The 23,283-nt window shown below is 70.6% G+C and carries 26 protein-coding genes and 1 tRNA gene; 15 read left to right on the top strand and 12 right to left on the bottom strand.

The window, feature by feature from the left end:
• The 3 genes from DRV85_RS13865 (at position 1) to DRV85_RS13860 (ending at position 1,907) form a co-directional block, all read left to right on the top strand.
• Entirely contained in the window at positions 1–723 is a 723-nt protein-coding gene (locus tag DRV85_RS13865; RefSeq protein ID WP_113290067.1) for a ZIP family metal transporter, read from the top strand.
• A gap of 126 nt (positions 724–849) precedes the next feature.
• Positions 850–993 carry a hypothetical protein gene (locus DRV85_RS19205; protein ID WP_158540157.1) on the top strand — a complete coding sequence of 48 codons (144 nt, stop codon included), beginning with the start codon at positions 850–852 and terminating at the stop codon, positions 991–993.
• A 62-nt stretch (positions 994–1,055) separates the two neighbouring features.
• Positions 1,056–1,907, top strand: a complete 852-nt coding sequence (locus tag DRV85_RS13860) for an urea carboxylase-associated family protein (RefSeq protein ID WP_113290066.1) — start codon at positions 1,056–1,058, stop codon at positions 1,905–1,907.
• 3 nt (positions 1,908–1,910) lie between these two features.
• Here the strand turns inward: DRV85_RS13860 and deoD are convergent, their stop codons facing one another.
• From deoD to DRV85_RS13840, 4 genes are all read right to left on the bottom strand, one after another.
• Positions 1,911–2,615 carry a purine-nucleoside phosphorylase gene (deoD, locus tag DRV85_RS13855; RefSeq protein WP_113290065.1) on the bottom strand — a complete coding sequence of 235 codons (705 nt, stop codon included), beginning with the start codon at positions 2,613–2,615 and terminating at the stop codon, positions 1,911–1,913.
• Positions 2,616–2,637: 22 nt separating this feature from the next.
• Positions 2,638–2,916: an acylphosphatase gene (locus tag DRV85_RS13850; protein WP_113290064.1), complete on the bottom strand. Its 279-nt coding sequence runs from the start codon at positions 2,914–2,916 to the stop codon at positions 2,638–2,640.
• Positions 2,917–2,925: 9 nt separating this feature from the next.
• A complete protein-coding gene (locus DRV85_RS13845; protein WP_113290063.1) occupies positions 2,926–3,234 on the bottom strand; it encodes an H-NS histone family protein in 309 nt (102 codons plus the stop codon).
• A gap of 179 nt (positions 3,235–3,413) precedes the next feature.
• Positions 3,414–5,381: a protein meaA gene (locus DRV85_RS13840; protein WP_113290062.1), complete on the bottom strand. Its 1,968-nt coding sequence runs from the start codon at positions 5,379–5,381 to the stop codon at positions 3,414–3,416.
• A gap of 160 nt (positions 5,382–5,541) precedes the next feature.
• Between DRV85_RS13840 and DRV85_RS13835 the strand changes: the two genes are divergently transcribed.
• The 10 genes from DRV85_RS13835 (at position 5,542) to DRV85_RS13790 (ending at position 15,955) form a co-directional block, all read left to right on the top strand.
• The gene (locus DRV85_RS13835; protein WP_113290061.1) at positions 5,542–6,888 is read left to right on the top strand and encodes a 1-acyl-sn-glycerol-3-phosphate acyltransferase; all 1,347 of its coding nucleotides are present in this window, start codon (positions 5,542–5,544) and stop codon (positions 6,886–6,888) included.
• 135 nt (positions 6,889–7,023) lie between these two features.
• Positions 7,024–8,310 (top strand): crotonyl-CoA carboxylase/reductase, encoded by a 1,287-nt coding sequence (gene ccrA, locus DRV85_RS13830; RefSeq protein WP_113290060.1) that lies wholly within the window; start codon positions 7,024–7,026, stop codon positions 8,308–8,310.
• A gap of 322 nt (positions 8,311–8,632) precedes the next feature.
• Positions 8,633–9,355, top strand: coding sequence for a helix-turn-helix transcriptional regulator (locus DRV85_RS13825; protein WP_233495520.1), 723 nt, complete (start codon positions 8,633–8,635; stop codon positions 9,353–9,355).
• Between the two features lie 80 nt (positions 9,356–9,435).
• Positions 9,436–10,068 (top strand): acyl-homoserine-lactone synthase, encoded by a 633-nt coding sequence (locus tag DRV85_RS13820; protein WP_113290058.1) that lies wholly within the window; start codon positions 9,436–9,438, stop codon positions 10,066–10,068.
• 148 nt (positions 10,069–10,216) lie between these two features.
• Complete coding sequence (gene argS / locus DRV85_RS13815; RefSeq protein ID WP_113290057.1) at positions 10,217–11,962, top strand: arginine--tRNA ligase; 1,746 nt, start codon at positions 10,217–10,219, stop codon at positions 11,960–11,962.
• Between the two features lie 75 nt (positions 11,963–12,037).
• Positions 12,038–13,081: an SPOR domain-containing protein gene (locus DRV85_RS13810; protein ID WP_113290056.1), complete on the top strand. Its 1,044-nt coding sequence runs from the start codon at positions 12,038–12,040 to the stop codon at positions 13,079–13,081.
• A complete protein-coding gene (locus DRV85_RS13805; protein WP_113290055.1) occupies positions 13,078–14,085 on the top strand; it encodes a glycoside hydrolase family 3 N-terminal domain-containing protein in 1,008 nt (335 codons plus the stop codon). The genes DRV85_RS13810 and DRV85_RS13805 overlap by 4 nt, the downstream gene beginning before the upstream one ends.
• Positions 14,078–14,875 carry a segregation and condensation protein A gene (locus DRV85_RS13800; protein WP_113290054.1) on the top strand — a complete coding sequence of 266 codons (798 nt, stop codon included), beginning with the start codon at positions 14,078–14,080 and terminating at the stop codon, positions 14,873–14,875. The genes DRV85_RS13805 and DRV85_RS13800 overlap by 8 nt, the downstream gene beginning before the upstream one ends.
• A gap of 166 nt (positions 14,876–15,041) precedes the next feature.
• Positions 15,042–15,659, top strand: a complete 618-nt coding sequence (scpB, locus tag DRV85_RS13795) for an SMC-Scp complex subunit ScpB (protein WP_113290053.1) — start codon at positions 15,042–15,044, stop codon at positions 15,657–15,659.
• Positions 15,660–15,724: 65 nt separating this feature from the next.
• Positions 15,725–15,955 carry a hypothetical protein gene (locus DRV85_RS13790; protein ID WP_113290052.1) on the top strand — a complete coding sequence of 77 codons (231 nt, stop codon included), beginning with the start codon at positions 15,725–15,727 and terminating at the stop codon, positions 15,953–15,955.
• A gap of 11 nt (positions 15,956–15,966) precedes the next feature.
• On the opposite strand, the gene DRV85_RS13785 is transcribed toward DRV85_RS13790, so the two are convergent.
• The 8 genes from DRV85_RS13785 to DRV85_RS13750 all read right to left on the bottom strand — a co-directional run bounded on the left by DRV85_RS13785 (position 15,967) and on the right by DRV85_RS13750 (position 21,849).
• Complete coding sequence (locus DRV85_RS13785; RefSeq protein ID WP_113290051.1) at positions 15,967–17,046, bottom strand: 2'-deoxycytidine 5'-triphosphate deaminase; 1,080 nt, start codon at positions 17,044–17,046, stop codon at positions 15,967–15,969.
• A gap of 128 nt (positions 17,047–17,174) precedes the next feature.
• Positions 17,175–17,251, bottom strand: a tRNA-Pro gene (locus DRV85_RS13780).
• 123 nt (positions 17,252–17,374) lie between these two features.
• Positions 17,375–18,397, bottom strand: coding sequence for a MerR family transcriptional regulator (locus tag DRV85_RS19545; protein WP_233495519.1), 1,023 nt, complete (start codon positions 18,395–18,397; stop codon positions 17,375–17,377).
• Positions 18,398–18,413: 16 nt separating this feature from the next.
• Entirely contained in the window at positions 18,414–18,713 is a 300-nt protein-coding gene (gene ihfA, locus DRV85_RS13770; RefSeq protein ID WP_113290050.1) for an integration host factor subunit alpha, read from the bottom strand.
• A gap of 97 nt (positions 18,714–18,810) precedes the next feature.
• A complete protein-coding gene (locus DRV85_RS13765) occupies positions 18,811–19,782 on the bottom strand; it encodes a beta-ketoacyl-ACP synthase III (protein WP_113290049.1) in 972 nt (323 codons plus the stop codon).
• A complete protein-coding gene (gene plsX / locus DRV85_RS13760; RefSeq protein ID WP_113290048.1) occupies positions 19,779–20,894 on the bottom strand; it encodes a phosphate acyltransferase PlsX in 1,116 nt (371 codons plus the stop codon). The genes DRV85_RS13765 and plsX overlap by 4 nt, the downstream gene beginning before the upstream one ends.
• Positions 20,895–20,919: 25 nt before the next feature.
• Complete coding sequence (gene rpmF, locus DRV85_RS13755) at positions 20,920–21,126, bottom strand: 50S ribosomal protein L32 (protein ID WP_113290047.1); 207 nt, start codon at positions 21,124–21,126, stop codon at positions 20,920–20,922.
• Between the two features lie 168 nt (positions 21,127–21,294).
• Positions 21,295–21,849, bottom strand: coding sequence for a YceD family protein (locus DRV85_RS13750; protein ID WP_113290046.1), 555 nt, complete (start codon positions 21,847–21,849; stop codon positions 21,295–21,297).
• Positions 21,850–21,934: 85 nt separating this feature from the next.
• Between DRV85_RS13750 and DRV85_RS13745 the strand changes: the two genes are divergently transcribed.
• Positions 21,935–22,387: an outer membrane protein assembly factor BamE gene (locus DRV85_RS13745; protein WP_113290045.1), complete on the top strand. Its 453-nt coding sequence runs from the start codon at positions 21,935–21,937 to the stop codon at positions 22,385–22,387.
• A gap of 99 nt (positions 22,388–22,486) precedes the next feature.
• Positions 22,487–23,236 carry a GNAT family N-acetyltransferase gene (locus DRV85_RS13740; RefSeq protein WP_113290044.1) on the top strand — a complete coding sequence of 250 codons (750 nt, stop codon included), beginning with the start codon at positions 22,487–22,489 and terminating at the stop codon, positions 23,234–23,236.
• The last annotated feature ends 47 nt before the right edge of the window (positions 23,237–23,283 follow it).

Raw genomic sequence — 23,283 nt, 5'->3', positions numbered from 1 at the left:
ATGGAGGGCGCGGCGCCGCTTCTTCCCGCGCTGCTGCTCGCGGGTGGCGCCGGGCTCGCCATGCCGCTCGGCGCGCTGATGGCGCTGGGCGAGCACATCGACGACCCCTGGATCGAACGGCGCCTCCGCCACGGTGTCACGGCGTTCGGCGGCGGGGCGCTGCTGTCTGCCGTCGCGCTCGTCCTGGTGCCGGACGGCTCGGAGGATCTTGCCGCGTGGCAGGCCGTGCTGTTCCTTCTGCTGGGCGGAGTGCTCTTCTTCTTCGTGGACCGCGCCGTGGAGGCGCATGGCGGGGCGGGGGCGCAGCTCCTGGCGATGCTTCTGGACTACCTGCCCGAGGCGGCAGCCCTCGGCGCGCTCCTCGCGATCGACATGGGAACGGCGGTGCTGCTGGCCGGGCTGATCTTCCTGCAGAACCTCCCGGAGGGCTACGCGGCGTTCAACGAGATCGAATCGGCTCGGCATCAGCCGCCCCGGCGGGTCGTGGCGCTCTTCACCGCGCTCGCGCTCGTGGGGCCGGGGGCGGCCGCGCTCGGGCTCTTCGTCCTCGCCGACCTGCCCGCCGTCCTGGGGGCCATCATGCTCGTCGCATCCGGCGGCATTCTCTATCTGATCTTCCAGGACATCGCTCCGCAGGCGAAGGCGCCGGGCGACTGGCTGCCGCCTCTCGGCGCCGTGGGCGGCTTCGCGCTGGGGCTTGGCGGGCACCTGCTCGTCGCCTGAGCGCGTGCCGTGGCGGAACTTGCGCGGGGCGCAATCCGAGAATGCAACCCTGTGCGGTGCGGTTAGCCGATCGCGTGTCTATCTTTCGGGCCAAGGGAGGATTCCCCCGACCGAAAGACCGATACAATGACCGAGCAGATGAAGGCCCCCGCCGACCACGCCGCCGAGGCGCTGAAGATCCTGGAAGACGCCTGGGCGTATTTCGAGATGCCGCCGCACCCCGTGGCGCCGGCCGCGCCGGGTGGCTACGACCTGCCCGACGCTGCCTGAGCCGGGCTTTTCTCCGGCGGCCGGGCGGGGCAGGGTGCAGCCGTCCATTGAGGAGCGCGCCCATGTCCCGACCGGCCCCCGATGATGCCGATGCCCGCCGCGCCGTGGCGCCGGTGATCGCCTATCCCGACGAGACGCTGGCGTCACCCGACCTGGCGCTCTACCGCGCCGCGCGCGCGACGGCCGAAAGGATCGCCGAGGTGACGGTGCCGCCCCGCGAGGCACGCTGCTTTCGCGTGGGCGCCGGGCAGTTCTTCCGCATCACCAGCGTCGAGGGGCCGCAGGTTGGCGACCTGAACCTGTGGAACGCGGCCGATCTCTCCGAGCGGTTCTATTCCGGAAAGACGCGCGCGCTGCACGGCACGCACCTCGGCATCGGCGACCGGATGTGGTCGGCCTTCCCCCATCTCCGGCCGTTGGCCACCATCGTCGAGGACACGCTCGACTGGTACGGCACGGACGATTTCGGGGGCCGGGTGCACGACGTGATCGGCACGCGCTGCGATCCCTACACCCACGCGCTGCTCTCGGGCGGGGACGCCTACCACCACTGCTGCCACTCGAACCTGACGCGGGCGCTGGCCGAAGAGGTCGGGATGCCGCCCGCAGAGGCGGAGGGCCATGTGCACGACGTGCTCAACGTCTTCATGTGCACGGGCTTCACGCGCGACACGGGGCAGTATTTCATGAAGGCCAGCCCGGTGCGCCCCGGCGATCACCTGGAGTTCTTCGCCGAGATCGACCTCCTGGGCGCGCTCAGCGCCTGCCCCGGCGGCGACTGCTCGGCGGAGCATTCCAGCGACGCCGCCGCCTGCTTTCCGCTGCTTGTGGAGGTCTTCGCGCCCGCCGAGGGCGCGCTGGAGGGCTGGCAGCCGCCCGAGCGCAACCCCTACGACCGGAGCCACGGGCTCTGACGGTCAGGCGAAGGCGGCCTCCAGCGCGACCTCGACCATCGCCTCGAAGCCTGTCTCGCGTTCTTCGCTGCTCAGCGCCTCGCCCGTCAGCAGGTGGTCCGAGACGGTGAGCACGGCGAGCGCGCTGGCGCCGTGGCGGGCGGCAACGGTGTAGAGTTCGGCCGCCTCCATCTCGACCGCCAGCACGCCGTGGCGCGTCATGGCGTCGTTCAGGTCCGGGCGCTCGTCGTAGAAGACGTCCGAGGAATAGATGCCGCCGGCGTGATAGGGGGCGCCCTTCGCTTCGGCCGCCGAGGCCGCGGCACGCAGCAGGCCCCAGTCGGCGCAGGGCGCGAACTGCAGCTCGCGGAAGATCCCGCGCGAGGGGGTCGAGAGCGTCGAGGCCGTCATCGCGAGGATCAGATCACGCAGCTTCACGCCCGCCTGCATCGCCCCGCAGGAGCCGATGCGGATCAGCCTGCGCGCGCCGTAGTCGCGGATCAGCTCGTTGGCATAGATCGACAGCGAGGGCATCCCCATGCCCGAGCCGTGGAACGTTACCGGGTGTCCCCGCCAGGTGCCGGTGTAGCCAAGCATCCCGCGCACCTCGTTGACCAGGCGAGGCGCCTCGAGAAACCGCTCCGCCGCCCAGCGGGCGCGGTAGGGATCGCCGGGCATGAGCACGGTCTCGGCGATGTCGCCGGGCCGTGCGCCGATATGAATGGTCATGGGCTGCCTGTTCTCTGCGGCGTCAGCCGCGGACGGTGAAGCCGCCGAGGCCCGAGACGGGCTCCGCGGTCTCAGTGAGCACGTGCGTCACGCGGGCTGCGGACGGGCCCTCGCGTAAGCGGCGCAACATCGCCTCGACGGCATCCGCCGGACCCTGCAGATGCGCCTCCACGCTGCCGTCGGCGGCGTTGCGCACCCATCCGTCGAGTCCCAACGCCTCGGCTTCGGCCTGCGTCCAGGCACGGAAGGACACCCCCTGCACCCGGCCGGCGACGCGGACCGCGACCGCCTTTTCCGTCATGCCGCCCTTTCAGATTTCCATCTTTTCCATGGGAATGCCCTCGTCGAGCGCTTCCAGCACCCATTTGGGCTTGCGGCCCTTCCCGGTCCAGGTCTGACTCGGGTTCTTGGGGTTGCGATAGCGGGGCACGCCCTTGGTGCGCTTGCCGCCGACCTCCTTGAGCTCCTGCAAGGAGAAGCCGTACTTGCGCGCGGCATCTTCAGCAGCCTTGAGCGCTTCGGCCTTGCGGCGCGTCTCCAGGCTCTCCAGCGCGCGGTCGATGTCCGCCTTCAGCTGAAGCAATTCGTCTCGCGACATGTTTTCGAGGTCGGGTTTCATTCTTTTCTCACCGATTGTCCGCACATAGTCGAGACCGAAAGCGGCCTCCAATGAGACGGTGATGCGCCTTTCCGCCTCGTTTTTCAAGGCACAGTCGCATTCCCGTGACAATTACGCAGCGGTGCGCCGTTATGGGTCTCTTCTGCGCGATATTCGCACGAATTGGCGGGTGGGAGTGATTATTGTGCCGCCACGGCTTTCGGATCGGCGAGCGTGACGACATCCTGCATGATCGCGTTCAGCTCGAAATCCTTCGGCGTATAGACGCGCGCGACCCCCATCGCGGCGAGTCGGCGCGCATCTTCCTCTGGAATGATTCCGCCGACGATCACCGGCACGCCCTCCATTCCCTCGGCGCGCATCCGGCGCATCACATCTTCAACCAGCGGAATATGACTGCCCGAAAGGATCGAGAGTCCGACGACATGCGCCTCCTTCTCCTTCGCCTCGCGCACGATTTCCTCGGGCGTCAGGCGAATGCCGGCGTAGTCGATCTCCATGCCGCAATCCCGCGCGCGGAAGGCGATCTGTTCCGCGCCATTGGAATGGCCGTCGAGGCCCGGTTTGCCGATCAGAAAACGCAGGCGACGGCCCAGCCGGTCGCTGACCGCGTCCACCGCGGCGCGGATCTCGTCCAGGCCCTCGGTCTTGTTGGACGGGCTTTTCGAGACGCCGGTGGGCGCGCGATACTCGCCGAAGACGGCGCGCATCTGCTCGGCCCATTCCCCGGTGGTGACGCCCGCTTTCGCTGCGGCGATGGAAGGCGGCATGATGTTGCGCCCTTCGGCGGCGGCGGCGCGAAGCTCTTGCAGCGCGGCTTTCACGGCGGCGTCGTCGCGGGCCTCGCGCCATGCGTTCAGCCGGTCGATCTGGTCCTGCTCGACCGCCGCGTCCACGACCATGATGCCGCCATCCTCGCCCATCAGCGGCGACGGCTCCGCCTCGGTCCATTTGTTCACGCCGACGACGACCGTCTCGCCCCGCTCGATCCGGTTGACGCGCTCGGCATTGCTGTCCACCAGCCGCGCCTTCATGTATTCGATCGCCGAAACCGCGCCGCCCATCGCGTCGAGATTGGCGAGCTCGTGGCGCGCGCCCTCCTTCAGATCCTCGACTTTGGCTTCGACCACGGGATTGTTCTCGAAAAGGTCGTCGTATTCCAGCAGGTCGGTCTCGTAGGCGAGGATCTGCTGCATCCTGAGCGACCACTGCTGATCCCAGGGACGCGGCAGGCCAAGCGCCTCGTTCCAGGCCGGCAACTGCACGGCCCGCGCGCGCGCCTTCTTCGACAGCGTGACCGCCAGCATCTCGAGCAGGATGCGATAGACGTTGTTTTCCGGCTGCTGTTCCGTGAGCCCCAGCGAATTGACCTGCACGCCGTAACGGAAGCGGCGCAGCTTGGGATCCTCGACGCCATAGCGGGTGCGGCAGATCTCGTCCCAGAGTTCGGTGAAGGCGCGCATCTTGCACATCTCGGTGACGAAGCGGATGCCCGCGTTCACGAAGAAGGAAATGCGCCCGACCAGGATCGGGAAGTCCTCTTCCGGCACCTTTCCCTTGAGGTCATCCAGAACGGCCGTCGCTGTGGCGAGCGCGAAGGCGAGTTCCTGTTCCGGCGTCGCGCCCGCCTCCTGCAAATGATAGGAACAAACGTTCATCGGGTTCCATTTCGGAATCTCCCGATAGCAGTATGCGGCCACGTCCGTAATCAACCTAAGGGAGGGTTTCGGCGGGCAGATGTAAGTGCCCCGGCTGAGGTATTCCTTGATGATGTCGTTCTGCACCGTGCCCTGCAATTTCGACACCTCGGCGCCCTGCTCCTCGGCCACCGCGACATAGAGCGCGAGCAGCCAGGGCGCCGTCGCGTTGATCGTCATCGAGGTGTTCATCTGCTCGAGCGGGATCTGGTCGAAGAGGGTGCGCATGTCGCCCAGATGCGCGATCGGCACGCCGACCTTGCCCACCTCGCCGCGCGCGAGGACATGGTCGCTGTCGTAGCCGGTCTGCGTCGGCAGGTCGAAGGCCACCGAAAGCCCCGTCTGTCCCTTGGCGAGGTTGCGGCGATAGAGTTCGTTCGAGGCCTGCGCGGTCGAATGACCCGCATATGTCCGCATCAGCCAGGGGCGGTCTCTCGTCGGTTCGGTCATCTGGGGCCTCGCTCTTGGTTGGGCAACATTGTTGCGCATGGCCCGATTTACTTGAAACGATCTGCCCGGTCAATTCGCTGCATCGCGGCATGGCCCGGGCGGAGCCGCGGCCGTCGGACATGGATTTACGCCGGGGCCCGCAGCCTTCAATATCCATGGGATGACCGCCTCCGTCACCCTGCCGCTCTGGCTCTTCCTGCTGATCCTCGCCTTCGCGGCGGTGACCTTCGCGTCGCATTTCCTGTTTCCCTCGGTGCGCTGGTTCTTCCGTCGCAGGCTCGAGCGGGCCGTGGCCCGGCTGAACGAGCGGCTGGAGCGGCCGATCCGGCCCTTCAAGCTGGCCGAGCGGCACGACACGATCCAGCGGCTGATCTACGACCCCGAGGTGAGCCGCGCGGTCGTCGCCACCGCCGAGGCCGAGGGCATCCCCGAGAGCGTGGCTTTCGAGCGCGCCCGCCGCTACGCGCGCGAGATCGTGCCGGCCTTTTCCGCCTCGCTCTATTTCGGCCTCGCCATCCGGCTCGCGCGCTGGCTGTCGGGGACGCTCTACGCGGTGCGTCTGGAGCGGGCCGCGGTGGTGGGCCGGATCGACCGCGACGCCACGGTCGTCTTCGTGATGAACCACCGCAGCAACATGGACTACGTGCTGCTGACCCATCTGGTGGCCGAGACCTCGCCCTTGGCCTACGCGGTGGGCGAGTGGGCGCGGATCTGGCCGGTCTCGCGGCTGATCCGGGCGCTGGGCGGCTACTTCATCCGCCGCCGCGAAGGCAACATGCTCTATCGCCGGGTGCTGGCGCGTTACGTCCAGCTCGCCACCGAGGGCGGCGTGACCCAGGCGATCTATCCCGAGGGCGGGCTCAGCCTGACCGGCGGTCTCGGACCGCCCAAGCTCGGCCTGCTGAAGTATATCGCCGAGGCCGACACCCAGGGGCGCGACGTGGTCTTCGTGCCGGTCGGGCTGAACTACGACCGCGTGCTCGAGGACCGGCTGCTCACCCGCGCCGGCGAGACCGGCGGGCGGCGCTTCCGCGCGCGGCCCTCGGCGATCGCGCGCTTCGTGCTCGGGCAGCTCTGGCTGAAGCTCCGGGGCCGGCACCGCCGCTTCGGCCAGGCCGCGGTGCGTTTCGGCCGGCCGCTCTCGCTCTCGGGCTTCCGCGGCGAGGGAGCAGCGGAGACCGAACGGCTGGCCGCCGAACTCATGGACCGGATCGGCGCGGCGGTGCCGGCGGTGCCGGTGCCGCTCGTGGCGCATCTGCTGCTCGCGGAAGGGCCGATGGACCGGGAGGCGCTCGAGGCACGGGCCCAGGCGCTGGGCGACGGCTGGGCCGCGCCCGCCGCGCGCCCCGAGGCGCTCGCGCAGGCCGTGGGGCAGCTCACGGCGCGGCGGGTCATCCTGGAGGAGGGCGGCGTGCTCTCGCCGGCGGAGTCGCAGAGGCCGCTTCTTTCCTTCTACGCGCGCTCCATCGCGCATCTTCTGCCGCCGGATGCTGCGGCTGCAGAATGACTTTCTGCGCGCGCTCGGTCATAAAGTTTCAAATGGCGCGCGCAGGAGGTTGCATTGTTGCGCGCCCGCCAGTATCCCCATCCCGACCGGGCCGACTCTGCGGCGCGGCATCAGGATTTGGCGAGGGAGGCCCGCATGGCTCTTGATTCCGAAACCGGCATCGCGCCGTACGAGGCGCCGGAAAAGGATCTCTACGAGATGGGCGAGATGCCGCCCCTGGGCTACGTCCCTAAGAAGATGCATGCCTGGGTCCTTCGGCAGGAGCGGCACGGCGAGCCCGACAAGGCGCTCCAGAAGGAGGTCGTGGACACCCCCGAGATCGACAGCCACGAAGTCCTGGTCCTGGTGATGGCCGCGGGCGTCAACTACAACGGGGTCTGGGCCTGCCTCGGCCAGCCGGCGAGCGTCTTCCGCGGCCACAAGGCCCCCTATGCCATCATCGGGTCGGACGCGACCGGGATCGTCTGGAAGGTCGGCGACAAGGTCACGCGCTGGAAGGTGGGCGACGAGGTGGTCGTGCACTGCAACCAGGACGACGGCGACGACGAGGAGTGCAACGGCGGCGACCCTATGCTCTCGCCCAGCCAGCGCATCTGGGGCTACGAGAGCCCCGACGGCTCCTTCGCGCAGTTCACCCGCGTGCAGGCGCAGCAGCTGATGCCGCGGCCGAAGCACCTGACCTGGGAGGAGTCGGGCTGCTACACGCTGACCTTGGCCACCGCCTACCGGATGCTTTTCGGCCACGAGCCGCACGACCTGAAGCCCGGCCAGAACGTGCTGGTCTGGGGGGCATCGGGCGGCCTCGGCTCCTTCGCGATCCAGCTCATCAACACTGCGGGCGCCAACGCGATCGGCGTGATCTCGGAGGAGGACAAGCGCGAGTTCGTCATGGGCCTCGGCGCCAAGGGCGTCATCAACCGCAAGGACTTCTCCTGCTGGGGCCGGCTGCCGGAGGTCGGCACCGACGAATACAAGGAGTGGTTCGCCGAGGTGCGCCGCTTCGGCAAGGCGATCTGGGAGATCACCGGCAAGGGCGTGAACGTCGACATGGTCTTCGAGCACCCGGGCGAGGCGACCTTCCCCGTATCGACCTTCGTGGTGAAGCGCGGCGGCATGGTGGTGATCTGCGCCGGTACCACGGGCTACAACTGCACCTTCGACGTGCGCCACATGTGGAGCCACCAGAAGCGGCTGCAGGGCAGCCATTTCGCCCATCTCAAACAGGCGAGCGCGGCCAACAAGCTGATGCTCGAGCGCCGGCTCGATCCCTGCATGTCCGAGGTGTTCCCCTGGGACGACCTGCCGGCCGCGCACATGAAGATGCTGCGCAACGCGCACAAGCCGGGCAACATGGCGGTGCTGGTGCAGGCGCCGCGCACCGGGCTCCGCACCTTCGAGGACGCGCTGGCCGCCCGCGGCTGACCGGCCGCGCCATCGCCGGCCTGACGGCGCCGCGCGCGGCGCCGCGCATCAGGGACTTGTCCTTCGCCGCCCCGCCATTTCCGGGGGGGATAGATCGGCGGGTTCGCCGGACGGGGTGCTGCATGCTAGAGTTGCATTAACCGCCCGTTAACACCTTGCCGAACAGACTCGCCCATGCAGCACGACTGGATACTCGACGTTCTGGAGGATCTCGGGGCGTATGCACGTGCGAACGGCTTGCCGGAACTCGCCGGCGAGTTGCTGGACGTGCGTCTGCTCGCCATGTCCGAAATCGCGTCGGGGGCAGGGGGGACGGCGGCCGGTGAGCGCATCTCGGCTGGAAAGCATTCTGGAAAGGCTGGACGCCGCCACTGCGCCTGACGATCTGCAGGCCGCGATCGAGGCGTTGCGCGCCCACTACGCAGTCGATCACCTCGTCTATCACTGGGTCAGTCCCGACGGGGAGCAATATGGCTGCGGCACCTATCCCCGCGCCTGGGTCGAGCGGTATCTGGAGCGCGGATACCTGCGGATCGATCCGGTGATCCAGGGCTGCTACCGCCGCTTCCACCCGGTGGACTGGAAGCGCCTCGACTGGAGCTCGCGCGCGGTCCGCGCCTTTCTGCGCGATGCGCGCGACCACGGCCTCGGACGGCAGGGCTTCTCCGTGCCGATCCGCGGGCCGGCGGGGCAGTTCGCGCTCTTCACCGTCAATCACGACTGTGACGACACCGCCTGGGCCGTCTTCACCGCGGCGCACTGCCGCGAGCTGATCCTCGTCGCCCATGCCTTCAACCGGAAGGCGCTCGAGTTCGAGGCCGGCCGGCTGCCCGAGCACCAGGCGCAGCTCTCGCCGCGCGAGCTCGACGCGATGACGCTGCTGGCCATCGGCTATTCGCGCGCCCAGGTGGCCGACACGCTGTCGATCTCCGAGCATACGCTGCGCGCCTACATCGAGAGCGCGCGCTTCAAGCTTGGCGCGCTCAACACGACCCACGCCGTCGCCCGCGCCATGAGCCGCGGGCTGATCGTGATCGGCCCCTGAACGCAACGGGCGGTCCGCGCGCGCGCCGTCAACCACCGCTCCCGAAATTGCCGCATCGCACGGCGAGAGGGAGCCCCATCATGCTGCGACTGCTGTCCGCCGAACGGCTGGCCCGACACCCGCGGCTGGCCGACGAGATGTTCCGCCACCGCGCGGCGCAGTTCCGCGACCGCCTCGGCTGGGAGGTGCAGGTGGATGCGGACGGCCGCGAGCGCGACGCCTACGACGCCCTCGATCCGCTCTACCTGATCTGGCAGCGCGCGGAGGGCGGGCATGGCGGCTCCTTCCGGCTGATGCCGACCGCGGGCCGCTGCATGGTCAACGAGCATTTCGCCGATGTGGCGGGCGTGACGTCCAGCCCCTTCATCTGGGAGGTGACGCGCTTCTGCCTCGCGCCGCGCGCGGAGGGGCAGGTCGCCGCGGCGCTGATGCTGGGCGGCGGCGCGGTGATGCGCGCGGCCGGGCTCGAGCACCTGCTGGGCGTCTTCGACGCGCGGATGGAGCGGATCTATGTCCGCATCGGCGCCGCGCCGGAGGTGCTGGGCCGGCGGGGCAAGGGGCGCGACCGCATCGGCGTGGGCCTGTGGCGCCTGACCCCGGAGGCGGAGGCCCGCGTCGCCGCGCGTGCAGGCCTGTCGCCCGACCTCGTGGCGCGCTGGGTCGCGCGGGACTTCGACGCCGCATCGGTGCCTGCGCCGGCGCGCAGCGCCTGAGGCGCCGGGACCGCCTCGCGCCGGCAGACCGACCCCGACGCCGGCCCCAGCGAGACGGCCCGCAAGGGCCACCGAGCGGCCCCGCGCGCGGCGTTGACGCCCGCCGCGCGCGTGGTAAACCCCGCCGCAGCTTGCAGCGGGGAGTGCCATGAACCTCTTTTCCGAGATGCACGGGGGCGTCGTCGCCGCGCTCGAGGCGCTGGTCGATGCCGGCACGCTTCCGGGCGGCCTCGACTTCTCCAACGTCACGGTCGAGCCGCCCCGCGACCCCGCCCATGGCGACATGGCCACCAACGCCGCGATGGTGCTGGCCAAGCCCGCCGGCATGAAGCCGCGCGACATCGCCCAGGCGCTGGCCGACCGCCTCGCCGGAGATCCGCGCGTCGCCGGCGCCGAGGTCGCCGGCCCCGGCTTTCTCAACCTGCGGCTCGCGCCCGCGGTCTGGCACGGCGTGCTGGCCGCCGCGCTGGGCGAGGGGCGCGATTTCGGGCGGTCGGCGCTGGGGCAGGGGCTGAGCGTCAACGTCGAATACGTCTCGGCCAACCCCACCGGCCCGCTGCACGTGGGCCACACCCGCGGGGCGGTCTTCGGCGATGCGCTGGCGAGCCTGCTGGACTTCGCGGGCTACGCCGTCACGCGCGAATACTACATCAACGACGGCGGCGCGCAGGTCGACGTGCTCGCCCGCTCGGTCTACCTGCGCTATCTCGAGGCGCACGGGCAGGAGGTCGCCTTCGAGGAGGGCACCTATCCCGGCGACTACCTCGTGCCCGTGGGCGAGGCACTGAAGGCCGAGGTGGGCGATGCCTACGTCGGCCGGCCCGAGGCCGAATGGCTCGCGCCCGTGCGCGACTTCGCCACGGACGCGATGATGGAGCTCATCCGCGCGGATCTGAAGGCGCTCGGTGTGGAGATGGACGTCTTCTTCTCCGAGAAGTCGCTCTACGGCACCGGCCGGATCGAGGCCGCGCTCGACAGCCTGCGCGACCGCGGGCTTCTCTACGAGGGCGTTCTGGAGCCGCCCAAGGGCAAGACGCCCGAGGACTGGGAGCCGCGCGAGCAGACGCTCTTCCGCTCCACCGACTACGGCGACGACGTGGACCGCCCGGTGATGAAATCGGACGGCAGCTGGACCTACTTCGCCCCCGACATCGCCTATCACTACGACAAGGTCGAGCGCGGCTTCGACTGGCTGATCGACGTCTTCGGCGCCGACCACGGCGGCTACGTCAAGCGGATGAAGGCCGCGGTCGCCGCGCTTTCGCAGGACGCGGTGCCGCTCGACGTGAAGCTGATGCAGCTCGTCAAGCTCTACAAGGGCGGCGCGCCCTTCAAGATGTCCAAGCGCGCGGGCACCTTCGTGACGCTGCGCGACGTCGTGGACGAGGTGGGCCCGGACGTGACCCGCTTCGTCATGCTCACGCGCAAGAACGACGCGCCGCTCGATTTCGACTTCGACAAGGTGCTGGAGCAGTCGAAGGACAACCCCGTCTTCTACGTGCAATACGCCCATGCGCGCGTCTGCTCGCTGATGCGCAAGGCCGCCGACGCCGGGCTGGCCGCCCGGGACGCCGATCTGCGGGCCGCCGATCTCTCGCCTCTGGCGCACGAGGCCGAACTGGCGCTGGCCAAGAAGATCGCCGAGTGGCCGCGGCTGGTCGAGATCGCGGCGAAGAACTGCGAGCCGCACCGCATCGCCTTCTACCTCTACGACCTCGCGAGCGAACTGCACGCGCTGTGGAATCGCGGCCACGACGAGCCGGCGCTGCGCTTCCTGCAGGAGGACGATCCCCAGGGCAGCGCGGCCCGCCTCGCGCTCGCCCGCGCCTGCGCCGTTGTCATTTCCGCCGGTCTTGGTATCCTTGGCGTGACGCCGGCGGAAGAGATGCGCTAGATCGCACGCCCGCCGGCGCAGACAGGCAAGAGCAGTCGGAGCCGGCCCTGCGGGCCGGACGAAACGAGGCGGGACATGACGGACAACGACACGGGTCACGGCGAGCCCGCGACCACGGCGGCGAAGCGGCCGTCGATCACGCAGTTCACCCAGATCGGGGCGGCGGCGGTCTCGCTCGCGCTGATCGCCGGCATCGGGGTCTGGGGCTACGGGCTGGTGGTGCGCGACGTGCACGGGGTGCCCGTGGTACGCGCCGCCGAAGGTGTCTCGCGCATCCAGCCCGAGAACCCTGGCGGCCGGCCGGCCGCGCATCAGGGACTCTCGGTCAATGTGGTGGCCGGGACTGGCACCGCCGCGCCGCCGCCCGAACGGCTGGTGCTCGCGCCGCGCGCCGTCACCCTGACCGACGAGGATCGCCCGCAGGCGGAACTCGCAGCCCGGGCGGCGGAGCAGGCGCCGCCGGCGTCCGGCGGCGAGGCGCCGAGCCCCGCCCTTCTGGCGCTCGCCGACCAGATCGCGGGCGATGCCCGCCCCCTTGCGCCGCTCGCGGATGCGGGGGCCTCCGAGGTGCGCGTCTCGCTGGGCGGCGTGCCACGGACGCCTGACGAGACCGGAGACGACAGGGTCGCGCCAGCCGCTGCGTCCTCCACCGATGCCGGGGAAGAGGCCGCCGAGGCCGATCCGGCCGCGGAGTCCGATCCCTCCCCGGAGGCGGTTTCGATCGCGGCGGCCGCGGGCGTGCCGGCGCGCTCGCTGCGGCCCCAGGCGCGGCCGCAGGCGCTGCGGACCGCCTCGCTCGCACCGGGCGCAGCTGCTGCGCCCTCCGCCGACGAAGCGGTTCCCGAGGCCGATCCCGCCAGCCTGCCGGCCGGCACGCGGCTCGTGCAGCTCGGCGCATACGAAAGCGCGGATGTCGCACGCCGCGAATGGGCGCGGCTGGACGCGCGCTTCGAAGCCTATCTCGAGGGCAAGACGCGCGTCGTGCAGCGCGCGCAGAGCGGGGGGCGGACCTTCTGGCGGCTCCGCGCCATGGGCTTCGAGGATCTGGCCGACGCCCGCCGCTTCTGCGCGACGCTCATGGCGGAAGGGGCCGACTGCATCCCCGTCGTCACGCGGTGAGCGCGCCGGCCGCCGCGATCCTGGGCTGCGCGGGGTTGGCGCTCGGACCCGCGGAGGCGCGTTTCTTTCGGGAGGCCGACCCCTGGGGCTTCATCCTCTTCGCGCGCAACTGCGAAAGCGCCGGACAGACCGCGGCGCTGGTCGCCGCGTTGCGAGAGAGCGTAGGGCGCGCGGCGCCGGTGCTCATCGACCAGGAGGGCGGGCGCGTGGCACGGCTGTCGGCCGATACCGGCCGACGCTGGTTGCCGCCGCTGGAGGCTGTCGCGCGCGCGGGCGGGGCGGCGGCAGAGATGCTGCGGCTGCGCTACCGGATCATCGCGCATGAACTGGCGGCGCTGGGCATCGATGTGAACTGCGCCCCCATCGCCGATTTGGCGACGCCGGCCACCCACCCCTTCCTGCGCGACCGCTGCTACGGCGAGACGCCCGGAGAGGTCGCCGCGCGCGCCCGCGCCGTGGCCGAGGGACTCATGGCGGGCGGGGTTCTGCCGGTGCTCAAGCATATTCCCGGCCATGGCCGCGCCCGGGCCGACAGCCATCGCGCCCTGCCGCGCGTCGAGGCGTCGCGCGCCGACCTGCGCCTGACCGATTTCGCGCCCTTTGCGGCGCTGTCCGACCTGCCCTTGGGCATGACCGCGCATGTCGTCTACGCCGCGCTCGACGACCGCCCGGCGACGATCTCAGCCCCGGTCATCCGGCTCATCCGCGACGAGCTGGGCTTCGACGGGCTGCTGATGACCGACGACCTTTCGATGCAGGCGCTGAGCGGCCGCCTCGGCGCGCGCGCTGCGGCGGCGATCGCGGCGGGCTGCGACGTGGCGCTGCACTGCAACGGCGATCTGCCCGAGATGGAGGAGGTGGTTGCACAGGCCGGCCCGCTCGCGCCCGAGGCGCGCCGCCGCGCCGAGACGGCGCTGGCCCGCCGGCGCGCGGCCGAGCCGGTTGACATCGCCGCGCTCGAGGCGAAGCATGAGGCCCTTCTGGCCAAGGCGCGCGATGGCTGAGCAGGAGTTCGAACAAGCCCCGCAGGACAGCGTTTCGGCGCGTCTCGCCGCCGAGGCGCTGATCGTGGACGTCGACGGCTACGAGGGGCCGCTGGACGTGTTGCTGACGCTCTCGCGCAACCAGAAGGTCGACCTGCGGCGCGTCTCGATCCTGCAACTCGCGGAGCAGTATCTCGCCTTCGTCGAGAAGGCGCGCGCGCTGCGCATCGAGCTCGCCGCGGACTATCTGGTGATGGCGGCCTGGCTCGCCTTTCTCAAGTCGCGCCTCCTGCTGCCGCCCGATCCCGAGGAAGAGGGGCCCTCGGGCGACGAGATGGCGGCCTATCTCGCCTTCCAGCTCGAGCGGCTGCAGGCGATGCGCGACGCGGCGGCGCGGCTCATGGCGCGCGACCGGCTGGGGCGGGACGTCTTCGCCCGCGGCCGCACAGAACGGGTGGAGCGCGTCAAGCGGGTGCGCTACACGGCCACGCTGCTCGACCTCATGCAGGCCTACGCGCGCATCCGCACCCGCGACGAGTTCCGCCCCTGGGCCTTCGACCGGCAGTCGGTCTACACCATGGAGGAGGCGCTGGAACGGATGCGCGGCATGATCGGCTTCGCCGGGACATGGACGGACATCTCGGTCTATCTGCCCGAGGGATGGCGCGCGGAGCCGAGCCGCCGGCGCTCGGCCACCGCCGCCACCTTCGCCGCCACGCTGGAGCTCGCGCGGGAGGGACGCATCGAGATCCGGCAGGAGGAGACCTTCGCCCCGATCGAGGTGCGGCGGCTGGAGCGCCCGGATGGCTGAGGGCGGCGACGAGGAAGAGGGGGCGCTGCCCCCGTCGCCCGTGCCGGGCGACTCCCCCGGGGTATTTCCGGCAAGAGGAAGGGACCGGGAGGCGCCGGCGCCGGGTGCGGAGGCGGGTGGTCCGGCGGAGGGTTCTGCCCGCGAGAGCCTTTTCGAGGCGCCGCCGATGGCCGAACAGGAGCGCATGGTGGAGGCGATGCTCTTCGCCTCGGCCGAGCCGCTCACGACCCGGGCCATGGCCGAGCGGATGCCGCATGGCTCGGACGCGGCGGAGGCGGTGCAGCACTTGCGCCGCCGCTACGAGGGCCGCGGCGTGCGCGTGGTGCGGGTGGGCGACGCCTGGGCGATCCGCACCGCGCCGGATCTGGGCTTTCTCATGCAGTCCGAGGTGGAGGAGACGCGGAAGCTCTCGCGCGCGGCCCTGGAGACGCTGGCGATCGTCGCCTATCACCAGCCGGTGACCCGCGCCGAGATCGAGGAGATCCGCGGCGTCTCGGTCAGCCGGGGCACAGTCGATCAGCTGCTCGAGCTCGACTGGATCCGCTTCGGCCGGCGCAAGATGACGCCGGGGCGGCCGGTGACCTTCGTCGTGACAGAGGCCTTCCTCGACCACTTCGGGCTCGAGAGCGCGCGCGATCTGCCGGGGCTCGCGGAGCTGCGCGCGGCGGGGCTTCTCGACAGCGCGCCCGGCGCGGGGGCGCCGGCGGGGCCGGGCGATGCGGCGGCCGAGGAGGGCGAAGAGGAGGCCGGGGGCGAGGATCAGACGGATCTTTTCGGGGACTGACGCCAAGAAATGACCATCTTCTCGTGCCAGGCAGGGCGCGAGGCGCAGAGGCAACGGAGCGGAGCATGAACGCGAACCGGATCTTCGACATGATGCTGCGGCAGGTCATGCGCCGGCTGATCGGCCGGGGCGTGAACGCCGGTATCGACAGGATGACGCGCGGTGGCGGGCAGAACGACGGGGAGGCCGACGGCGCAGGCGGAAAGGGGCGGCGTGCGTCGCCGGGCGGCGCGCGCAAGCACGCGCGCACGACGAAACAGGCGATGCGGCTGGCGCGGCGGATCGGCCGGTTCTGAGCCCTGGCGGCTCAGGCCGCGCGGAAGTGCTTGGACAGTTTCAGCCCCTGGCCCTGGTAGTTCGACGCGATCCCCGCGCCGTAGAGCCGCTCGGGCCGCTCGGCCATGCGCTCGTAGACGAGCCGGCCCACGGTCTGGCCGTGTTCGAGCACGAAGGGCGCCTCGTGACAGCGCACCTCGAGCACGCCGCGCGCGCCCGTGCCGCCCGCGCCCGCGTGGCCGAAACCGGGATCGAAGAAGCCCGCGTAATGCACGCGGAACTCGCCCACCATCGCGAGATAGGGCGCCATCTCGGCGGCGAAGTCCGGCGGGATGTGCACCGCCTCGCGGCTCACGAGGATGTAGAAGGCGCCGGGGTCGAGGATCAGCCGTCCGTCGCGCGCCGCGAGCGGCTCCCAGAACTCTGCCGGATCGTAGTGATCGAGGCGGTCGAGGTCGATGAGCCCGGTATGCGGCTTGGCGCGCCAGCCGACGCGTTCGCCCGCGCCGCGCCGCAGATCGACGGAGAAGCCGAGACCCCCGTCGATCACCGCCGGGCCGCCGGCCACGAGGCGCGCGCTGTCGTGCAGGGCCGCGAGCTCGGCATCGGTCAGCACGGCCTGCCCGCGGCGGAAGCGGATCTGGTTGAGGCGCTGGCCGGGCCGGACGAGCACGGAGAAGGAGCGCGGGCAGATCTCGGCGTAGAGCGGTCCGCGATAACCCGCCGCGATGCGGTCGAATTCGGTCCCGCCGTCCGTGACCGCCCGCGTGAGCAGGTCGAGCCGGCCGGTCGAGCTCTTGGCGTTGGCCACGCCCGAGATCTCGCCGGGCAGGTCCAGCCGCTCCTCGATCTCGGCCAGATAGACGCAGCCCTTCTCCAGCACCGCGCCCGGGCCGAGGTCGATCTCGTGCATGGCGAGATCCTCGAGGCGCCGGGCGACGCTGTGTTCCGCGCCGGCCAGGAAGGAGGCGCGCACGCGCCAGGCGCGCCGGCCGAGCCGCAGGTCGAGGCTGGCGGGCTGGACCTGATCGGGCGCGATCGGCGTGGTGGCGGTCGCTGCGCCGCGGGCGATCAGCGACTCGATGGTCTGGCACGGCAGCACGCCGGTCACGTCGAGAGATCCCTGTGCGGGTGGGGGCGCGTGGTGTCTGGCATGGCGTTTCGGCTCCGCAGCGGTCGCTGGGGGCGCATATTCGCGCAGTTTCCCGGGCAGGGCCAGAGGGGAGGCGGGGCGGTGGCTGGTCGGGCTAGCAGGACTTGAACCTGCGACCTTCCGTCCCCCAGACGGACGCGCTACCAGACTGCGCCATAGCCCGATCAGGGCGCCTTTCTAAACGTTCTGGCGTCGAGGGCAAGAGGGGAATCCGGCGGCGCCCAAGCCACCGTTCCCGGGCGGGGCGGCCAGGGATCGTCGCAGCGCGCGTTCCGCGCCGGGCGGGTCAGCTTCGGGCGGTCCCGGCTTTCCGGCGGTCCTGGAGCGCCGCCAGCGCGGCGAGATGGGGCTGCATGGCGCGCGCGGCGTCGGGCCGAAGGGCGCGCAACCGGGCGATCTGGGACAGCGGGCCCGGAGGCGCCTCGAGCGCATCGTCATCCGGGTCGGGCGGCAGATCCACCCGCATGGGATCCCGCGGCCGCGGCTGCGACGCGCCGGTTGTCGGGCGCTCGCTGCGCGTCCCGCGCCGCAGGAAGGAGGGCAGGTCGCCGGCGGGCGCGAGAATCGGGCCGGGCGCAGGGCCGTCGCCGGGCTCCGGTTGCGCGGCCGCGGCGGGAAAGTGCTCGGCCTGCTGCGCCGGCTCGGCGCTCTCCGATGCGGCGGGGGCGGCGGCCGGCTCCTCTTCCTCGGCGGTAGGCGCTTCGGGCAGCTGGCCTTGGTCGGCGTCGGCCGGTTCTGCGGTGGCATGTGCCGTGGCGGGCTCCTCCGTCGTCGGTGCCGCATCGGCCGCCTCGACCTGCGTGTCCGCCTCGGCCGGCGTGACCTCGGCGTCCACCGATCCGTCCCGTGCGGCAAAAGGCGGCGCTTCCGTCTCCTGATCGCCCGTGCCGTCGCCTTCAGGCGCGGCTGCGGCGGCGGGCGGACCTGCGGCCTCCGTCTCCGCTGGCTCGGGCGCCTCCGCCTGGGCCGGTTCGAAGGGCACCACGGTGCCCGATGCAGGCGGCGCAGCCTCGATCACATCCCCCTCGCCCTCGAGCGGCGGCGAATAGCCGGCGACATGGCGCACGCCCTTTTCGCGCAGGAGTTTCTGCACGCCCTTGATGGTCATGCCCTCGTCGTGCAGCAGCCGCTTGATGCCGCCGATCAGTTGCATGTCGGAGGGCCGGTAGTAGCGCCGCCCGCCCGCGCGCTTGACCGGCTTCACCTGGGTGAACTTGCTCTCCCAGAACCGCAGGACATGCGCCGGGGTGTCGAGCCACTCGGCGACCTCGCTGATCGTGCGGAAGGCGTCCGGCGATTTCTCGGGCATCTGGCTGCGCGCCTCCTCAGCGCCGGTTGCCCGCCGCCACCCGGTCCTTCATCAGGTGGGAGGGGCGGAACGTCAGCACGCGGCGCGGCTCTATCGGCACTTCCTCTCCGGTCTTGGGATTGCGCCCGACGCGCGCGGCCTTCTGGCGGACGCTGAAGGTGCCGAAGGACGAAATCTTGACCTGCTCCCCGCGCACGAGCGCGTCGGAGATATGTGCCAGAACGCTCTCGACGAGTTCCGCGGATTCGTTGCGCGAGAGCCCGACCTCGCGGAACACCGCCTCGCTGAGATCCATGCGCGTCAGCGTCTTTCCCATGCTGTCCCCCCTGTCGGTATGAGGGGCAGATTAGAAGCAGCGCAAAATCGCTGTCAACGACAAGGGGTTGCCTCGGCGGGCCGACGCCTGCGGCGGTCTACCACCGCAGGACGACCGATCCCCACGCGAGCCCGCCGCCGATCGCCTCGGTGACCAGCAGGTCGCCCGGCTTGATCTGGCCGCGGGACGCGCCGACCGAAAGCGCCAGCGGAATGGAGGCGGCGGAGGTGTTGCCGTGGTCCTGGACGGTGACGACCACGTTGTCCATCGGCATCTGCATCTTCTTGGCGGTGCCCTGGATGATGCGGATATTGGCCTGATGCGGCACGATCCAGTCCACGTCCGCGCTGGTCACGCCGGCCTTGTCCATCGCGGCGTGGGCGGTGGCCGCCAGCTTCTCGATGGCGTGGCGGAAGACCTCCTTGCCCTCCATGCGCAGATGGCCCAGCCGCTCGGTCGAGACGCCGCCGTCGACATAGAGGATGTCCTTGTAGCGCCCGTCGGAGTGCAGATCGGTGGACAGGATGCCGCGATCCTCGGCGGTGCCCTGACCCTCGCCCGCCTCCAGAAGAAGCGCGCCGGCGCCGTCGCCGAAGAGCACGCAGGTCGACCGGTCCGACCAGTCCATCAGGCGCGAGAAGGTCTCCGAGCCGATCACGAGGATTCGTTCGGCCTGCCCGCAGGCGATCAGCGCCGAGGCGTTGGCGAGCGCGAAGACGAAGCCCGCGCAGACCGCCTGGATGTCGAAGGCGAAGCCGCGCGTCATGCCGAGCTCGGCCTGCACCATCGTCGCGGCGGAGGGAAAGGTGAGATCGGCGGTCGAGGTGGCCAGGATGATCGCGTCCACCTCGTCGGGGGCGCAGTTCGCTGCCGCGAGCGCGGCGCGCGCCGCCTGCGTGGCCATCCCAGAGGTGGTCTGGCCCTCGGCAGCGAAATGCCGCCGCTCGATTCCGGACCGCGCGCGGATCCAGGCGTCGGAGGTGTCGAGGAAGGACTCGAAATGGCTGTTCTCGACGACCCGGTCGGGCAGGTAGTGCCCGACCCCCCTGACGATGGCACGGCGTGTCATGCGTGTGTTCCGTTCTGCTGGCTGCCCGACGCGACGGGAATCGCCTCTCCCGCGCCGGCGATGCGCTGGGCCAGCCGCTCCGAGAAGCCCGACTGCGCGAGCTGGAAGGCGAGTTTCACCGCTGCCGAGACGCCGGTCGCGTCGGCCGCGCCGTGCGATTTCACCACGGTGCCGTTGAGGCCCAGAAAGACGCCGCCGTTGACGCGCCGCGGGTCGATCCGCTTCTGCAGGCGGCGCAGCGAGGTGTAGGCCAGCACCGACGCGAGCCGCGACAGCGGCGTATAGGCGAAGGCTTCGCGCAGCAGGTCGCCGATCAGCTTCGCGGTGCCCTCGCCGGTCTTGATCGCGATATTCCCGGTGAAGCCGTCGGTCACGATCACGTCGGCGCGGTCGCCCGGAATGTCGCCGCCCTCGACGTAGCCCACGAAGTCGTAGTTGGCGTCGCCGGCGTGACCCTCGATCAGCTGATGCGCGGCGTGAAGCTCGGCCCGGCCCTTGTGCTCTTCCGTGCCCACGTTCAGCAGCCCGACCCGCGGGCGCACGAGATCGAGCCCGTTGCGCGCGTAGGAGGCGCCCATCAGCGCATATTGCAGCAGGTCCTGCGCATCGGCGCGGATGTCGGCGCCCACGTCCAGCATCACGTTGAAGCCCTGCGGGTTGCGCGACGGCCAGAGCACGGCGATCGCCGGGCGGCTGACGCCGGGCAGCTTGCGCAGCCGCACCATCGAGAGCGCCATGAGCGCGCCGGTATTCCCGCAGCTCACGCAGACGGTCGCCTCGCCGTTGCGGACGGATTCGAGCGCCGACCACATCGAGGTGCCCTGACCCTGCCGCATCACCTGGCTGGGCTTGTCGGCCATCCGCACGACACCGGGGGCTTCGCGAATCTCGACGCGGCCGCCGAGATGCCGGCGCTTGGCCACCAGGCGCGACAATTCTTCCTGCGGGCCATGCAGGATGAAGCGGATGTCGGGGTTCTTCTTCGCGGACCGATCGAGCCCGGCGACGACCGCCGCCGGACCGAGGTCGCCCCCCATCGCATCGACGCTGATGACCGTGCCCTTGCTTGCGGAAGGGCCGGGCCCGGCATTTCGATCCTCGGGGGCTGTCATGCGCGGGGCCCGTGCCGTGACTGCCTCAGGCGGCGTCCTCGTCCAGGTCGACCTCGTCCGCCATCGCGACGACCTCGCGATCGGCGTAATGACCGCAGGAGGGGCAGACGTGATGCGGGCGCTTGAGTTCGCCGCAGCTCGGGCACTCGTTCGGGTTCGCGCCCGAGAGCGCGTGGTGTGCCCGGCGCATGTTGCGGCGCGACTTCGACACTTTGTTCTGTTGAACGGCCATGATCGGACCTCGGTTCGTTGCGGGGGCGGCCGGCCGCTGTGCGGCGCAGTCATGCGGAGTTTCGCGGCACATAGGCGCGATGCCCCCGCAAGGGCAAGCCCAAATCCGGGTGAGGCGCGGAAAATACAGCGATTCCGTCGCGGCGCAAGCAGGATTTCGGGAACCCTCTCACTCCTTTCCGGCCAGCTTGTCGCGCAGGGACGCAAGGCCTGCGAAGGGCTTGGTCTCCTCGTCCGTCATCGGCGCGGCGCCCGGCGGCGCGGCGCGGCGGCCCTCGAACGCGGCGGAGTCGGCGCGCGGATAGTCCGGCAGCTCGAGCGACAGCGCCTCGGCCATCACCTCGGCCAGGTCGATGATCTCGGGCAGCGGCTCCAGCGTCTCGTCCTCGGGCATCTCGGTCTCGCTGCCGGCCTCGGGCTCCTCGAGCTCGGCGAGATACCGGCGCGACACCGACGCGTCGATCCGGGTGGTGACCGGCTCGAGCGTCACCGCACAGGGCTGGACGACCGTCGCGCCCAGCTCCGCCTCGAGTCGCCAGCCGCCGCCCCCCTCGGGATGCAGCGCGCCGGTGAAGCGCAGCTTGGGCAGGCGGATGAGATCGAGACGCTCGGCCAGCGCGGCGCGCGCCGCCGCGTCAGGGGCGAGGTCGAAGCGCGTCGGACCGCCGGTCGGCAGGGCGGCGAGCCGGAGGCGGTCGCGGGGGGTGTCGCTTGGGGCGGCCATGCGCGGCGAGCTTCCTTTCTTGATCGTTCTGCCGTCTCTATGTAAGCGGGAGAGGCGGCGCTGAAAACCGGGGCGAAGTTTGTCGATGGGGACCATTACGAGCGGTGCGAGGGGGCTGGCGCTGGTCGTGGCGACGATCGCGCTCACGGCCTGCTCGGCCCAGTACCGCGATCACGGCTACACCCCGCCGCCCGAGGATCTGGCGCAGATCGAGGTGGGGCAGGATACGCGCGAGACCGTGCGCGAGACGATCGGCGCGCCGACCACCGAGGCCATGATCGACGAGCGCAGCTACTATTACGTGTCCAGCCGGATGCGCCAATTCGCCTGGCGCGCACCCGAAGAGGTGGCGCGCGAGGTCGTGGCGATCAGCTTCGGGCCCTCGGGAACGGTCAGCAATGTCGAGCGTTACGGTCTGGAGGACGGTATCGTGGTGCCTCTGGAGCGCCGTGTCACGGATTCGGGCGGCAACGTGGGCTTCATCCGCCAGCTGCTGAGCCGGCTTGGCGGGTTCTCTCCCGAAACCTTCCTCGACTGAACGGGCCGCGCGGTCGGCGTGCGCGGGTCCGGTGCGACGGGCCGCTTGCCTGCCGTGCGCGCGGCACATAAGCTTCGGATCACGTGGAAGGACGCAGCGATGCTCGGCTTGCAGAAAGGGCGCTACCGCGCGCGTGTGGCCGAAAGTGATGCGGACGTGCGCGCCGCACAACGGCTTCGCCATATTGCCTTCGGGGAAGACCGGCCGGGCGCCGACCCCGAAGGACTGGACTCTGACGCCTTCGACGCGCGCTGCTCCCATGTTCTGGTCGAGGAGGTCGGAAGCGGACGACTGGTATGTTGTTTCCGCATCCTGCCGCTGCCCGACGGCGGGCGCATCGGCGAGAGCTATTCCGCTCAATACTACGAGCTCTCCCCCCTGGCCGAATTCGAGGGGCCGATCGTCGAGATGGGCCGCTTCTGCATCCATCCCGAGGTCACCGATCCCGATGTCCTGCGCGTCGCCTGGGCCGCGCTGACGCGCTACGTGGACGAAAGCGGCGTCAAGCTGCTTTTCGGATGCGCGTCGTTCAAGGGCACCGACGCAGAGGCCTATCTCGACGCCTTCGCCATGCTCAAGGAACGCCATCTCGCGCCCCGGCGCTGGCTGCCACGCGTGAAGGCGCCCAAGGTCTTCCGCTTCGCCGCGCGGCTCAGGCGCAAACCGGACGCGCGGCTCGCCATGACGCGCATGCCGCCGCTGCTGAAGAGCTATCTGCTGATGGGCGGCTGGGTGAGCGACCACGCGGTGGTCGACGACCAGATGAACACCCTGCATGTCTTCACCGGCGTCGAGGTCGGCGCGATCCCGCCCGCGCGCAAGCGGCTGCTTCGCGCCGCGGCGCATTAGGTCGCCGCGCGCCGCACGGCTATTCCATGCAGATGCGAGCGAACGGC

Origin of the sequence: Rhodosalinus halophilus, assembly GCF_003298775.1 — a bacterium.
GTDB lineage: Bacteria > Pseudomonadota > Alphaproteobacteria > Rhodobacterales > Rhodobacteraceae > Rhodosalinus > Rhodosalinus halophilus.
This window is presented reverse-complemented; position numbering and strand designations above follow the sequence as displayed.